Source organism: Desulfobulbus alkaliphilus, assembly GCF_016918545.1.
Classification (GTDB): Bacteria; Desulfobacterota; Desulfobulbia; order Desulfobulbales; family Desulfobulbaceae; genus Desulfobulbus; species Desulfobulbus alkaliphilus.
In genome coordinates this window covers 62,323-75,826 of the sequence record NZ_JAFFQC010000012.1, presented here as the reverse complement: position 1 = coordinate 75,826, position 13,504 = coordinate 62,323, and the positions used below count along the sequence as shown (strand labels likewise).

Annotated in this window: 12 protein-coding genes; 7 read left to right on the top strand and 5 right to left on the bottom strand. The window is 58.2% G+C overall.

All coding sequences use genetic code 11. From position 1 onward, the window contains the following. Nucleotides 1-38: 38 nt before the first annotated feature. The 3 genes from JWG43_RS08280 to JWG43_RS08270 all read left to right on the top strand — a co-directional run bounded on the left by JWG43_RS08280 (nt 39) and on the right by JWG43_RS08270 (nt 3,226). On the top strand, nt 39-2,114 hold the full coding sequence (locus JWG43_RS08280; RefSeq protein ID WP_205242437.1) for a hybrid sensor histidine kinase/response regulator: 2,076 nt from the start codon (nt 39-41) through the stop codon (nt 2,112-2,114). Next, complete coding sequence (locus tag JWG43_RS08275) at nt 2,111-2,833, top strand: DUF7986 domain-containing protein (protein WP_240193472.1); 723 nt, start codon at nt 2,111-2,113, stop codon at nt 2,831-2,833. Before JWG43_RS08280 ends, JWG43_RS08275 begins: the two co-directional genes overlap by 4 nt. A 132-nt stretch (nt 2,834-2,965) precedes the next feature. Further along, nucleotides 2,966-3,226: a hypothetical protein gene (locus tag JWG43_RS08270; RefSeq protein WP_205242436.1), complete on the top strand. Its 261-nt coding sequence runs from the start codon at nt 2,966-2,968 to the stop codon at nt 3,224-3,226. A 46-nt stretch (nt 3,227-3,272) separates the two neighbouring features. Here the strand turns inward: JWG43_RS08270 and JWG43_RS08265 are convergent, their stop codons facing one another. Continuing rightward, a complete protein-coding gene (locus JWG43_RS08265) occupies nt 3,273-3,782 on the bottom strand; it encodes a nitroreductase family protein (protein WP_205242435.1) in 510 nt (169 codons plus the stop codon). Nucleotides 3,783-4,198: 416 nt separating this feature from the next. On the opposite strand from JWG43_RS08265, the gene JWG43_RS08260 reads away from it, so the two are divergent. The 3 genes from JWG43_RS08260 (at nt 4,199) to JWG43_RS08250 (ending at nt 7,788) form a co-directional block, all read left to right on the top strand. Beyond that, nucleotides 4,199-4,585 (top strand): metallopeptidase family protein, encoded by a 387-nt coding sequence (locus tag JWG43_RS08260; RefSeq protein WP_205242434.1) that lies wholly within the window; start codon nt 4,199-4,201, stop codon nt 4,583-4,585. Nucleotides 4,586-4,787: 202 nt separating this feature from the next. Continuing rightward, entirely contained in the window at nt 4,788-5,708 is a 921-nt protein-coding gene (locus JWG43_RS08255) for a phosphate/phosphite/phosphonate ABC transporter substrate-binding protein (RefSeq protein ID WP_205242433.1), read from the top strand. Then, on the top strand, nt 5,701-7,788 hold the full coding sequence (locus JWG43_RS08250) for an ATP-binding protein (RefSeq protein WP_205242432.1): 2,088 nt from the start codon (nt 5,701-5,703) through the stop codon (nt 7,786-7,788). Before JWG43_RS08255 ends, JWG43_RS08250 begins: the two co-directional genes overlap by 8 nt. 82 nt (nt 7,789-7,870) lie before the next feature. Here the strand turns inward: JWG43_RS08250 and mgtE are convergent, their stop codons facing one another. Beyond that, the gene (gene mgtE / locus JWG43_RS08245) at nt 7,871-9,250 is read right to left on the bottom strand and encodes a magnesium transporter (protein WP_205242431.1); all 1,380 of its coding nucleotides are present in this window, start codon (nt 9,248-9,250) and stop codon (nt 7,871-7,873) included. Nucleotides 9,251-9,608: 358 nt separating this feature from the next. On the opposite strand from mgtE, the gene JWG43_RS08240 reads away from it, so the two are divergent. Next, nucleotides 9,609-10,787 (top strand): AI-2E family transporter, encoded by a 1,179-nt coding sequence (locus tag JWG43_RS08240; protein ID WP_205242430.1) that lies wholly within the window; start codon nt 9,609-9,611, stop codon nt 10,785-10,787. A 68-nt stretch (nt 10,788-10,855) separates the two neighbouring features. On the opposite strand, the gene cobJ is transcribed toward JWG43_RS08240, so the two are convergent. From cobJ to cobM, 3 genes are read right to left on the bottom strand one after another with little or no spacing between them, the layout of a single operon-like run. Beyond that, complete coding sequence (cobJ, locus tag JWG43_RS08235; RefSeq protein ID WP_205242429.1) at nt 10,856-11,626, bottom strand: precorrin-3B C(17)-methyltransferase; 771 nt, start codon at nt 11,624-11,626, stop codon at nt 10,856-10,858. Between the two features lie 58 nt (nt 11,627-11,684). Further along, nucleotides 11,685-12,725, bottom strand: a complete 1,041-nt coding sequence (locus JWG43_RS08230; RefSeq protein WP_205242428.1) for a cobalt-precorrin 5A hydrolase — start codon at nt 12,723-12,725, stop codon at nt 11,685-11,687. Further along, nucleotides 12,725-13,504, bottom strand: a complete 780-nt coding sequence (gene cobM / locus JWG43_RS08225; protein ID WP_205242427.1) for a precorrin-4 C(11)-methyltransferase — start codon at nt 13,502-13,504, stop codon at nt 12,725-12,727. The genes JWG43_RS08230 and cobM overlap by 1 nt, the downstream gene beginning before the upstream one ends.

Genomic DNA, 13,504 nt, shown 5'->3' with positions numbered 1-13,504 from the left:
GGACGGACCGAGGGGATATTTCCGGGGCGGATTCGGGGATGATGCAGAAGACACTCCGCTTGAAAATAAATATCGCCATTCTCATTACCGGGGTGGTTCTTGTCCTGGTCCTTGGATCCTTGTTGTATTTTTTTGAAGAAAACCGGCGTAATGCTCGCTATGAGGATATCCATGTCCTTGTGGACACCTTGTATCAGCAGAATCGCAACGAGCTTGCCAATGAGATTTTCGCCGGCCAGCAGCTTGCATTGGCACACACGCTGGCCGCCATGGAACAGGTGCGGGGCGTTGCCAGGGTCGTTGCCTATACCCTCCAGGGGGAACCTGTGCTTCCCGTTGCCGGAGCAGGCGAACAATTTCTTGCCCAGGATCTGCGAGCAGAAGTGGAGTACGGTCCTGTTCTGCGGCAGAGCAGGTCAGATGGTCAGAACTATCTCGACTACCTGGCCCTGATTCAGGTCATCGGCGAGAAAATCGGTTATCTCCATATTCGCTACGATCTGAAAGCATTGGAGCGGGAGGTTTTCGCCACCAGGTTTTTTTTCGTCGGTTTGTTTATCTGTATGCTGGGCACCATGCTGTTCCTCCTCAACGTTCAGCTGTACCGGTCGGTCATTCGTCCCGCCTCCCTGCTCCGGGCCGCCATTCATCAGGTGCGGCAGGGGCACTTCGGGGAACGGGTGGACCTGACCACCAGCGATGAAATCGGCCAGATCGCGGCGGCTTTCAATGATATGTCCATGCGTCTGCGGGAGCAGCATATTGCCCTGAACGAGGCTATCGAGGCCAAGGAGGCCTATGCGTCGAGTCTTGCCGAGTCCAATCGTAGCCTGGAGCGCCTCAATGCCCGCCTGGAGGACATGGTCGAGGCCCGGACTGCCGATCTCCGCGCCAGCAATGAACAACTGCGGCGGGAGATATATGAACGTCAGGAAATGGCGAAGCATAAACAGCAACTTGAAGAGAAGCTCGCCCAATCGCGGAAAATGGAGGCCCTTGGGCTGCTGGCCGGGGGGGTTGCCCATGACCTGAACAATGTCCTCTCCGGGATCGTCAGCTATCCGGACCTGCTCCTGCTGCAGCTTCCCAAGGAAAGTCCCTATCGTAAATCCCTGGTCACCATCCGTGATTCCGGTCAAAGGGCGGCGGCCATCGTTCAGGATCTGCTGGCCATGGCCAGGCGTGGTGTGACCAGCATGGAAGTGCTCAATCTCAATCAACTGGTGCGGGACTATCTCGCTTCTCCAGAACACGAACAACTCCGGCAGCAGTATACCAATACGGTCATGGACAGCGACCTCGATCCTGAGCTGCTCGATGTCAAAGGCTCCGCTGCGCATCTGCGCAAGGCCCTGATGAATCTCGTCTCCAACGCCGTGGAATCGCAACCCGATGGAGGCAGGGTCCTGATCCGGACCTCCAACCGGTACCTCGATCGTCCCGTCAGTGGATACGAACAGGTCGCCCCCGGGGAGTATGTCGTGCTCGAAGTGCGCGACCAGGGGCCGGGTATCAGCGCCGCCGACCTCAAAAGGATTTTCGAGCCTTTTTATACCAAAAAGGTTATGGGGAGGAGCGGGACCGGACTGGGTATGACCGTGGTCTGGGGCATTGTTCAGGACCACCAGGGCTCCATTGATATCCACAGCGTTGTGGGCGGCGGGACAGCCATGGAACTCTATCTGCCGATTACCAGGGATGAACCGGTCCAGGGTGACGGCCCGCAGCCGATAGCCCTGTATCAGGGTAACCAGGAGCGTGTTCTCGTGGTGGATGATGTCCGGGAGCAACGTGAGATTGCCACCGGCATGCTCGAACATCTTGGCTATCAGGTGGCATCGGTCGCCAGCGGTGAAGAGGCGGTGGCCTGGCTGCGCGAACGATCCGTTGATGTTCTTGTCCTGGACATGATTATGGACCCGGGCATGGACGGACTTGACACCTATAAAGAGGTCTGCGCTCTCCATCCCGGGCAGAAGGCGGTGATTGCCAGCGGGTTTGCCGAAAATGAACGGGTCGAGGAGGCCCTGCGGTCAGGGGTCGGCGCCTATGTCAGAAAACCCTACACCCTGGAGAGCCTGGGGATGGCCCTGCACAAGGTGCTGCAATCATGACCAGGATGTTGCATGAGGACCATGGCCACGAGCAGGATGGACACATGATAAACGGAGCGGATAGCGGGCAACAGACCCTTCCCGAGGACCTCGAAGCCCTGGTGGCGGAATACAAACGGGTCATGCCGCTGATGCCGGTGCTCCACGGCGCGATCAGCAAACTGGCCGGCAAGGATGCCATCAAAGCCTGCGGCAAACGATTGCGGATGATCAGCAGCCAGGGCGGCCGGCCGGGTATTCAGTTCGGCCATGAGCTGGAAATGGAGGTTTTTCAGGATTATCTGCTCTATATGTATCGGCCCCGGGGGATCAGCCTGGTTCGACAGATGTTCAATCGTAAACGGTTTCCAGCGGAAAGCGATGAACAGCGGTTGCTGGCCGGGATGGTGCAAGCCCGTTTTTCGCTTTTCTGGATCAGGGAATTGATACCGGCCGGCGGGTTTCTCGCCCTGGACATTATCAGCGGCAAGGATTTCTTTATTCTCGATATGGCCCTGCCGCAGGTGGAGGCAACAGGGCTTCTTGCCGGGTTGCGCATCTTGCCCTTCGGTCATGCCTGGATGCACACCGGGGTGAGCCTGACGCTTGGCTCCATTGCAGACCCTTGCGGAATGCAGACCGAGGACCGGGTGCTGACCGAGAAGGAAGAGCGCGCATTCAATGAAGAGATATTTTTCCGTTGGCGCTCTCTGCTCAGGGAGACGGATTCAGGGGAATGAGACTGGAGTGGTCCTGGCATCGAGCAGGGTCAATTCGGCACTGCCAGAGGGCTGACGGCAACAAGGTTCGTGCCGGCGACAGGCTGGGTTGCATCATCGGCACTGCAGCAGCGGGAAGGAGGAAGCGGATTCGTGGCTGAAGGATCGGCAAAACAGAAACGCAGGCCCTGGTGGGTCAGTGCCCTGCTGGCGATAGCCGCCTACGTGGGCCTGCGCTATCTCGCCCCCATGTACCAGCCGCACAATCCGACTCTGGCCGGTCTGCTGGCGGCGGGGCCGACGATCGCTCCGGTGGTCACCATGTTCCTGCTGCTGCTGGCGGCAAAACAACTCTATGACCACGAGCCGGAAAAAAAGGATGAGGACCGGACGGACCAGCCGCCAGCAGCATGAGCATGAGCATGAGCAAGAGCATGAGCATGAGCAAGAGCAAGCTGCTTTACCAGCGTTCTTCTCTGATCAGTGCCGGATTGAAGCGGTCAACGCTCGTGAAGCCCTCCTTGGGCCAACCGAGGGGAATGAGGGCAAAGGGAACGATTTCCTCGGGAATGGAAAAAAGGCGGCGAAAACCCTTCATCCGCTCTTCTTCCGGGTAGATGCCCACCCAGACCGATCCCAGGTCGAGGTTGCGGGCGGCCAGGAGGATGTTCTGGGTGGCGGCACTGCAGTCCTGAGGCCAGAAAGTCGGCCATTTCAAACCCGTGGGGGCGCCACAGACCAGAATGGCGACCGGGGCTTTTGCTGTCATCCCCGCATAGGGGTGTACCGTGGGGACGGCTGTCAGCATCTGCCGGTCCCGAATGATTATAAATCGCCATGGCTGTTGATTGCCGGCGGAAGGCGCGGTCATGGCCGCCTCGAGAATCGCGGTGATCGTATCCGCGGGAATATCCTGGTCGGTAAAAGAACGGATGCTTCTGCGGGTTGTCAGAACCTCGTTGAATTCCATGGTACCTCCGGTAGTCGTTGGTGATGGTCGCCTGTTGATCCGCCCGGCCTGTCTCCGCGGGCCGGCCCGCGAGGAGAAAGGCCCGGTTCAACAGAGCAGGGATTACAACCGCCATTATACCCGAACCAGCAGGGGAAAGACAACATCCTGAATCCGTGACGGCTGGACGCTTGTGTTGGATATATCTTTTTGCAATAACATTATAATTGCAGCTGATCCCTTGAAAATACCTTGCACCAGCCGCCCTGCGGGGCTTCCGTCCGCACGCCATCTTCATTGCCCGTAACCGTCCGATAAAATATACTTTAATCGAAAGGTTATGAACAACGAAGCTGACGCACGGACGAACGCTCACGGATTCAGGACAAGTTCAGGAACATTTCACCGCAAGCAAGCCGGGCCGCCAACGTATTGCAATGACAGACAATCGTCCCAGACTCACCACCAAGGCCTTTGATCGTCTCGTTGAACAGGCCATCGCCCGTATTCCCTGGGAGATCCGCCGGCATCTGGACAATGTTGTCATCACGGTGCAGCCGCGGCCCGATCCCGAGCTGCTTGCGGATCTGGGAGGGGGCGGTGAGCCGTTGTTCGGCCTCTATTGGGGAGTACCGCTGACCGAACGGAGCCCGGCTGACCCCCCGTTATATCCCGATGTCATCTATATCTTCCAGGAACCTCTGGAAGCGTTTTGCGGGAGTCATGAAGAGCTGATGGATGAAATCGAGATCACGGTGGTCCATGAAATTGCCCATTTCCTTGGTTTCGGCGAGAGAGAACTGGAAAATCTCGGCTACGGGTGAGCGGCGGTCACCTCGGCTGTTGTCTGCAAACCGCTGACCGCGTGCTTCTTTTCGGTTGCGGGAGGAGTCTTGGCCTCCGTTTCCTTTCGTGCCCCGTGCCGGTTCTCCCGGGTTTCGCAAGCAAAATCGATCACGGCTGATTATACCTGTCTAGCAGGATATTTTTCATCATGAGTACATTGGTAGAGAACACGACATCCCCATGACCGGACGATTTCATTCTTTTTTTCTGCTTGTAACCGCCTTGTTGCTCTTCTCCTGCGGGGAAGGCGAGGAGGCCATCAAGGTGTCCCTGGACAAACGCGAGGAGATTTTTTTCCGGCCCCAGGTTCCGGCCATCACCTATGCCTATCTCCCCCAGTACTCCCATACAGAGTCTTTTCAACGCCATCATCGCCTGGTGGCGTATCTTGCCGAAGAGACCGGTTTGTCCATTCGTCAGGTGTTTCCGGACACCTTTGATGATCACATCAACATGTTCGGCCAGGGCAAGATCGATATCTCCTTTTCCAACCCTTTTGTCTATGTCAAGCTGGCCAACCGTTTCGGTGCCAGGGCCATGGCGAGAATAATCGAGGAAGACGGAAGGGCTGAGTTCCGCAGCCAGATTATCGCTCGTCGGGATAACAAGGAAATCCAGACCATTGCCGACTCCCGGGGACGGTCCTGGGTTGCCGTTGACCCCTCTTCCGCTGGTGGGTATCTGTTTCCCCTCGGCCATTTTATTGCCCATGGCCTGCAGCTTGATGATTTCAGCGAAGTGGTTTTTGCCGGTGGGCGACAGGAAAACGTGATCCTGGGGGTGTATGCCGGCCTCCATGATATCGGCTCTATTCGTGAAGGCTCCCTGGCCGTGGTGGCGGACAAAATCGATATCGATCAGATCAGGGTGATCGATTATTCCGCCTGGTATCCGGGATGGGTGTACGCCCATAGCCCCCGGCTGCCCAGGGAGGTGGTGGAAGCCATCCGGGACGCCATGCTCAGGCTCGACTATGCTGGCAATCCCCGGCATCGGGAAATTCTTGCCGCGGCAAGGTTCATAGGTTTTATGCCCTCGGATGATCGGGACTTCGACCTGATCCGGGATCTCAGTGACAAAGTGGGGTTGGACCTTGAATAATTTGATCTCGAGATTTTTTCGTGGGCTGAAATTCAGCACCAAGATCACCCTGGGGATGACCTTCATGCTGATCTTCACCGGCCTGGGGCTTGGCCTGATGCTCTCTGCCATGTCGTCAGAGGCGCTGCTCGAGGAAGGACGGAAGCGGGGCATGGCTCTGACTTCGGGGCTGGCTTTCCGTCTGGCCGAACCCATCCTGGCGGTGGATTTTCTGCAGATGAAAAACCTCATCGATAATGTCCACACCCAGTATGCTGATGTGCTCTATATATTTCTCACCGATGCCAGCGGTAATATTGTCTCCCATACTTTTTCCGGTGGATTCCCCACGGATCTGCTGGCGGTCAATCTCGACGAGGACACGCTTCAACCGATCCTCCTGGCCACCGAACACGGCCTGGTCTATGATTTCCGGGGCAGGATCATCCTGGGGGAAAATAAACTCGGTATCGTCAGGCTGGGTTTGTCGAGAAGTGCCATGGACGCCCAGATCAACCGCCAGCGTCTGACCAGCCTGTTGAGCACGGCGGGGGTGGTGGGGCTGGGCATCCTGCTCTCCCTCTGGTTTGCCCGGACCGTGACCTTGCGCCTCAACCGGCTCAGGCAGTCAGCGGAAGAAATCGTCAAGGGTAATCTCGATGTCCATGCCGGATTTTCCCTGGAAAAGAATTGCTGGGAGATCATGAACTGCGATCAGGCCCAATGTCCCGCTTATGGCGATACCCGGCGGCGCTGCTGGTACCTGGCCGGAACACTTTGCCCTGATTGCCACGGGAAGAGCTATCCGCACAAGATGGAAAGCTGTCGGCAGTGCCTGGTTTTCAAGCATAATTTCGGTGATGAAATTCAGGATCTGGCCGAGGCCTTTGATGCCATGGCCATTACGGTGAAAAAACACATCGAAGAGTTGACCGAGCGGGAGAAAACCATTGCCAGGCAGCAGGGTTTGCTCAAGACCATTATGAATGTCACTCCGGATTTTATCACCCTGCAGGATAAGGACCTGGTGTACAGGTTTGCCAGCAAGGCCTTCTGTGATTATTTCGATCTCAGTGAAGAGGACATAGTCGGCAAGACCGATTTCGATATCTTTTCTCGACGACAGGCGGATCTCAATTATCATGAAGACCGACAGATCCTGATCACCAGGCAACCTTTGACCAAGGAGATCACCTTCAAGCGTCCCGAAGGACAGCGATGGTTCCATGTGGTCAAGGTGCCGGTACAGGATCAGGATGGCGGCATCATGGGTCTGCTGTTGACGGCCAGGGATATTTCCGTGCTCAAGAAGTTTCAGGAGCAGCTGATCCAGTCACAGAAAATGGAGGATCTGGGCCGCCTGGCCGGCGGGGTTGCCCATGAAATCAATACGCCGCTGGGCATCATTCTCGGCTACACTCAGCTGTTGATGGATGATATCAAGGATGAAGAACTCCTGGCGGATCTGAAAATCGTTGAAAAGCAGACCAAGGTGTGCCGGAAGATTGTTGCCGATCTGCTGGGCTTTTCCCGGCATTCCCATTCCGTCAGCGAGGCCGTGGACGTCAATACCTCGCTGCAGGAAGTCATCAAACTGGTTGAACATGTCTTCTTCCTCAACCGCATTCGTATCCTCCATGCCCTGGCCGAGCATGTCCCCACATTGACCGGGGACCGGGAACGACTGAAGCAGGTCTGGCTGAATCTGCTCAATAACGCCGCCGATGCCATTGGCCAGGATGGTCTCATTTATGTGCAGTCAAGATTGGGCGACAAGGGGCAAAAGGTGGAGATCAGCTTCACTGATACCGGCAAGGGGGTGGCAAGAGAACACCTGAGTAAAATTTTCGATCCCTTTTTCACGACCAAGGAGGTGGGCAAGGGGACCGGGCTGGGCCTTTCGGTCTCTTTTGGGATCATCAGGGAACATGGCGGTCGGATTACCGCCCACAGTCCCCCACCGCCGCAGTACCTGCCCATGGGGTTTCAACCGGGTGAAACCTTCGGGCCTGGAACCGTCTTCATCGTTGAACTGCCCCTGGAGCATCGTGAAGCACCGCGGGCCGAGGAGGGGAAAGGGAGCACAGGGACGTCGTCCTGACCGACGTCCCTGTGCAGCCGCATGCTGGAGTAGAATATACCGTGGGCGGAAAAAATCTGCCTTGCCTGGGAGCTGCCCGGGTTCAACCGGCAAGGGCGATCATGTCGCGCAGCACATAGGTGGCGATGGAGAAGTAGATAAGAACCCCACCGATATCGGCAATGGAGGTAATCAAGGGCGCGCTGGCCGTTGCCGGGTCCATTTTGAGCTTGCTGAGGATAAAGGGCAGGGACATGCCCACCAGGCTGCCAAACAGCACGGTGCACACCATGGTCAAGGCCACCACCACCGCAATCTCCGGTCCGCCGCGAAAAATACCGATAGCGGAAACCGCCAGGCCCATGACCAGGCCAAGGGTAGCGGAAATAAATATTTCCTTGCGCAGCAGGGCGAACCAGTCTTTCAGCTGTGCCTTGCCGGTGGCCAGGGCGCGCACCATCAGGGTGGCCGCCTGGCTGCCGGCGTTGCCGCCGCTGTCAATGAGCAGGGGCAGGAAAAAGACCAGGGCCACGGCGGCCTCGATAGTGCCCTCGAAATGGGCAATACCGGCGCCGGAGAAAATATTCATGAACACCAGGAGAAGCAGCCACGGCAATCGTTTACTGATCAGCAGCCACCAGCCGGCATCGAGCATGTTGATGTTGGCCAGGTCGGGAGAGGCTTTGTGGGCAAGACCACCCATGCGATGAAAGTCCTCGGTGGTCTCCTCGATCATGACGTCGTGGATATCGTCAAAGGTGACGATGCCGGCCAGGGCCTCATTGCCGTTGATCACCGGGATGGCCAGCAGGTCATACCTGTTCAGTTTGGTGGCCACTTCTTCCTGATCATCGTCCGCTCTTGCAAAAATCGGGTTGGTGAGCATGATGTCCTTGACCAGGGCGCCGGAGCGGCTGGTTATCAGATTGCGCAGCGAAACAACACCCTGTAGGCGGCGCTGGCTATCGATGATGTAGACGGAGTAAATGGTTTCCTTGTCCGGAGCTTCCAGACGGAGTTTTTCCAGGGCCTGCTGGACGGTCAATTCCGGGGTGAGAGTCGCATAATCAGAAGACATGATGCTGCCGGCGGTCCCTTCCTTGTAGGACCCGAGCTTGCGGATATCTTCCCGTTCGGTCCGGGCCATGAGGCCCAGCAGTTTTTCACCCCGTTCCTCGGGCAGGCGTTTGAACAGGTCAACCCGGTCATCCGAGGGCATGGCGGTGATAATGGCCGCCAGATCGCTGTCCGGCAGCATGGCGGCAATTCGATCCTGGTCATCGGCGGTGCTCCGGCTGAGAATATCAGCGGCGGCATCGTGGCCGATGATCTCCAGGAGCCGGAGCTGTTCTTCCGTGGTTAAATCGGGCAACAGGGCGGCCAGGTCTTCCGGGTGGAGCGAACGGCAATACTCCCGGGTTTCCGGCTCTCTGTTTTCAGTAAGAAATTTTTGAACGGCTTGGAAAATGTAGGGCTTTTTCATGACTCGTCTCCTTGCCGGCACCCGTCCGCAATGGACGGGCCACGAGTCCGACAGCCCTTAGATCAGGAAAGGTGTGCGGATACTGCGATGACCTCCGTCCACGCCGTGCGTGTCCGGCTGGTCTGTTTCCCCTTTTTTGAGGAGGGGTGAGGGATTGTACTCGGTCCTTCGTCCATTTTTTTTTGTCAGTAGGTTGGTTAAGAGGAGGCCGGCAGGGCTTGTCAATCTGCCTGACCAGGATGCAACTTGGGCTCCTTTGTATTGCATTGCCAGGATACTGTCAATATCTTTTTTTCACCTGGATCGGTGAGCGGACGCTCACGGATTCAGGCTAACCTGAGGAGATTCTCACGCCACCATGCATCCCGCTGATTCAATCGCACCCAAGCAAAGGCAAAATTCCGAACATATCACCCGGACACGATTTCTGGCCCTGGTCTTTGTCTTTTCCGCCCTTATGTTGGGATTGGTGTTGTGGCCCTTCTGGCAGTTTCTTGTTCTCGCCTTTCTGCTGGCGGGCATTTTTCGTCCCGTTTACACTTGGCTCGGCAGATGGCTCTATCCCTGGGTGGCCTCGCTGCTCACCTGTTTGATGATCGTCCTGATTGTTTTTGTGCCCTTTGTGTTCTTCATCGCCGCTCTTTCCTCCGAGGCGGCAGGGCTGTATCAACTGGTTCGCGACAGCAATGCCCTGTTCAAATTGCAACAGGCGCTGCCCAACAACCCCCTGATCGTTCAAGGGCAGGCATTCCTTGCCGGTTTCGGCATCTCGTTTGAACCGGCCAATGTGATGCTTCTTGTTTCTGACCTGAGCCGAACCGCGGGGTTGTTCATCTATAATCAGGTTTCGGCCTGGGCAACCAATCTTGTCAGTTTCGTGTTTCAGTTCTGTCTGTTGATTATCGTCATCTTTTTTCTGCTCAAGGAGATTGACCTGCTCATTGATTTCCTCACCAGGATTTCCCCTCTGCCTGAGGTGGAGAACAGGTTGCTGGTGCGCAAGTTCGTGGAACTGGCGGGCGTCATCCTGGTTGGCAACGGCTTGAGCGGTCTGTTCCAGGGGACGGTCGGGGGGATCTTTTTTGCGCTGCTTGGCTTCAAGGCCCCTGTCCTCTGGGGGGCGGTCATGGGCATCCTGGCTTTTCTGCCCATCTTCGGCATCGGTCTGGTCCTGTTACCCACCGCGATCATTCTTCTTGTCAATGGATCGGTGGGCGCGGCGGTGGGCACCCTGGTTTTGTACGGCCTGCTCACCTTGCTGGTGGAGTACCTGGCCAAACCGAAATTTATCGGTGACAGGGCCCAGATGCATACCCTGCTCGTCCTGCTGGCCATCCTGGGCGGCATGAGTCTGTTCGGCATTCTGGGCATTATCTATGGCCCACTGATTGTCACCGCGTTTTTATCCCTTGCCGAAATGTACCTGCGGGAGCGAGAACAGGAGGACGGGCAATTTGAGCGCCTGGCCGACGGGGATCACGCTGCATCCCGGGACAGCGTCGTCCCGGAGGAGCAGGAGGAGCCTGCTCAGGCCTGAAATTTGTGGCTATCGGTCGCCGAAAGACCCATATTTGGCGGCACCTGGATGTTTTCTGCCCGGGGGCCTTACAGGCCGTATTTTTTACTGTATCCTCTGGGGGTGATCATCCGGTCCCGCCAGACAAAGGTCTGGCTGTTGCCGATGATGACCGTGGTCTGCATGCCGATTGCCTCGTCCAGCATCGACCCCAAGGTGGTCAGACGCACGGTTTCGTGTTCGCGGGTGGCTCCGCTGACGATGCCGACCGGGGTCTCGGGGGAGCGGTGCTGGAGCATGATCTCGCGAGTACGCACGATCTGGCTGGTTCTTTTTTTCGATTTCGGGTTGTAGATCACCACCACGAAATCCGCCGGGGCCACTGCCTCAATGCGGCGTTCGATCAGTTCCCAGGGGGTCATCAGATCGGAGAGGCTGATGGCGGCAAAATCGTGCATCAATGGGGCACCGAGGATGGCGGCACAGGCATTGAGGGCGGCAATGCCGGGGATGATGTCGATCGGTACCGTGGTGTCCACGGATCGGGCCAGTTCGAAGACCAGGCCGGCCATGGCGTAGATGCCTGGATCACCGCCGCAGACCAGCACCACGGTGCGACCGCTTGCCGCCAGTTCCAGGGCCTTGCGGCAGCGATCGATCTCCTGCATCATGGACGAGGAGATTACCTCGCTGGCCGGGTTGAGGCAGTCGCGAACCAGGTCGAGATAGGTGCGGTAGCCAACGACGATATCCGCCTCCGCCAGGGCCTGCCTGGCCCGGGGGGCCATGAGGTCGAGTGCGCCGGGGCCGAGGCCGGTTACCGTCAGGGATCCTCTTGTTCTGTCCTGTGACGTTGTCATGTCTGTTGTCTTCCTGTTGTAGTATCCGTGGGTTTGGGTCGGGAGGAGCCGGCATCGTTCATGGGCCACAGGCCTCTTCATTCCCCTTGGTCGGCTTTCCCCATGGACGGCGGATCTCCGCCACCGCGGTGGTCACATCCGTCCATTTCATCTTATCGACCACCAGGGTGCTGTCCGCGCCGGCGCTGAGCAGTGCCGCCGGTTCCGCCACCCCTTTGGCGCCGGTGGCCCGGAGAACTGCCGCCGAACTTGCAAGCCCCTCGACCCGATTGAGTTCATCGCTGGTAAAAAAATCTATGAGCAATCCTGCCTGCCGGGCATAGGCGCACAGTCCCTGTTCGTCTTTTTTCAGATCGATGGAGGCCAGGCGGGCTATGGCCTGCGGGGCCAGATGATGCGTCCGGCAGGTTGCGCCCACCGCGGCGGCAATGGCCGCGGCCGGGGTCCCTCGATTACAGCCAATGCCGAACACCAAAGCCCGGGGGTGGAGCAGGGTCGCCCGGGAAGGAGCGGCGGTCCGGGCATCGAAGATCAGGTCGGCGGCCGCCCGCTCCTCTACAACCATGATATCATGGGGCAACGGGGGCAGGGGATAGCGGCTCCAGAGGGCGATGGAACCTTGATCCACCAATCGGGCCATGACTCGGGTCAGGCTGGTTGACTCGGCCGGGATGAGGTGCAGATCCCGACACCAGAGATCAAGGGCGGTGTGCCCCAGGACATCGGAGGCGGTGGTGAGAACCGCCTGACCTCCGCTTGCCTCGGCGACCCGCCGGGCCAGCGCATTGGCGCCGCCCAGGTGGCCGGAAAGAAGCGAGATGGCGAATCGGCCCAGTTCATCGCAGACCACCAGGGCCGGATCCCGGTATTTATCCTTGAGCAGGGGGGCGATGGCGCGGACCACAATGCCGGTGGCCATGATACAGACAATGTGCTGATATTGGGACCAGACCTGGGCAAAGACCGTGGTCAGTCGCCCTTTGCAGGGAAAAAAATCTCCTCCCAGGGCCTGGGCCAGTTGCCGACCGAGTTGACAGCCGCCGCGGCTGAGGGCGAGCACGGCACAGCTATTTCGCTGGGGCGCCTCCTCACCAGTCATCAGCGGTACTCATGGGAAAAGCCGGCGTCATAGAGTTTGGAGGCGATGCGGCTGTCTTCAGCCAGAGCAGGGCCCACCACGATCATCGCGGTTTTTTTGATCCGTGAGGCCTGGACCCGGGCGGCAATATCGGTGAGCGTGCCTTGAAGGATCTGTTCGTCCGGCCAGCTGGCCCGTTCCACCACCGCCACCGGAGTGTCTGGGCCATAACCGCCGGCGAGCAGATCATCGACCACCCGGGATATCATCGCTACGCTGAGAAAGATACACATGGTTGCCTGGATCCGGGCCAGGTGCCGCAGGGACTCTCGTTCGGGCACCGGGGTGCGGCCGGCCTGACGGGTCAAAATAACCGTCTGGGTGACCTCGGGGACGGTCAGCTCTCTGCGCAGGGCCGCGGCGGCGGCAAAAGCAGAGCTGACTCCCGGAACCACCTCGTAGGGAATGGCGGCTTGATCCAGCCACTGCATCTGCTCGCGGATCGCACCGTAGATGGAGGGATCGCCGGTGTGGAGGCGGATGACCCGCAACCCCTGCCGATACCCCTGGGCAAGGAGGTCCATGATGCTGTCCAGGTTCATGGCGGCGCTGTCATGGCACTTGGCTTGAATACCATCGAGCAGGGCTGGATTGACCAGGCTGCCGGCATAGACCACCAGGTCGGCGGTATCGAGCAGACGGCGTCCTTTCAGGGTGATCAGTTCCGGATCACCCGGTCCGGCACCGAGAAAGATGACGGGATGGCCAGGGGCAGCGGGTGTTGGTGTTGTTGGTTCCAT

What these genes read in the sequence shown, in the direction of transcription:
- JWG43_RS08280 (WP_205242437.1), top strand. Translation starts at nt 39, where the DNA reads ATGATGCAGAAGACACTCCGCTTGAAAATAAATATCGCCATTCTCATT.
- JWG43_RS08275 (WP_240193472.1), top strand. Translation starts at nt 2,111, where the DNA reads ATGACCAGGATGTTGCATGAGGACCATGGCCACGAGCAGGATGGACAC.
- JWG43_RS08265 (WP_205242435.1), bottom strand. Translation starts at nt 3,782, where the DNA reads ATGGAATTCAACGAGGTTCTGACAACCCGCAGAAGCATCCGTTCTTTT.
- JWG43_RS08260 (WP_205242434.1), top strand. Translation starts at nt 4,199, where the DNA reads ATGACAGACAATCGTCCCAGACTCACCACCAAGGCCTTTGATCGTCTC.
- JWG43_RS08255 (WP_205242433.1), top strand. Translation starts at nt 4,788, where the DNA reads ATGACCGGACGATTTCATTCTTTTTTTCTGCTTGTAACCGCCTTGTTG.
- mgtE (WP_205242431.1), bottom strand. Translation starts at nt 9,250, where the DNA reads ATGAAAAAGCCCTACATTTTCCAAGCCGTTCAAAAATTTCTTACTGAA.
- JWG43_RS08240 (WP_205242430.1), top strand. Translation starts at nt 9,609, where the DNA reads ATGCATCCCGCTGATTCAATCGCACCCAAGCAAAGGCAAAATTCCGAA.
- cobJ (WP_205242429.1), bottom strand. Translation starts at nt 11,626, where the DNA reads ATGACAACGTCACAGGACAGAACAAGAGGATCCCTGACGGTAACCGGC.
- JWG43_RS08230 (WP_205242428.1), bottom strand. Translation starts at nt 12,725, where the DNA reads ATGACTGGTGAGGAGGCGCCCCAGCGAAATAGCTGTGCCGTGCTCGCC.
- cobM (WP_205242427.1), bottom strand. Translation starts at nt 13,504, where the DNA reads ATGGAACCAACAACACCAACACCCGCTGCCCCTGGCCATCCCGTCATC.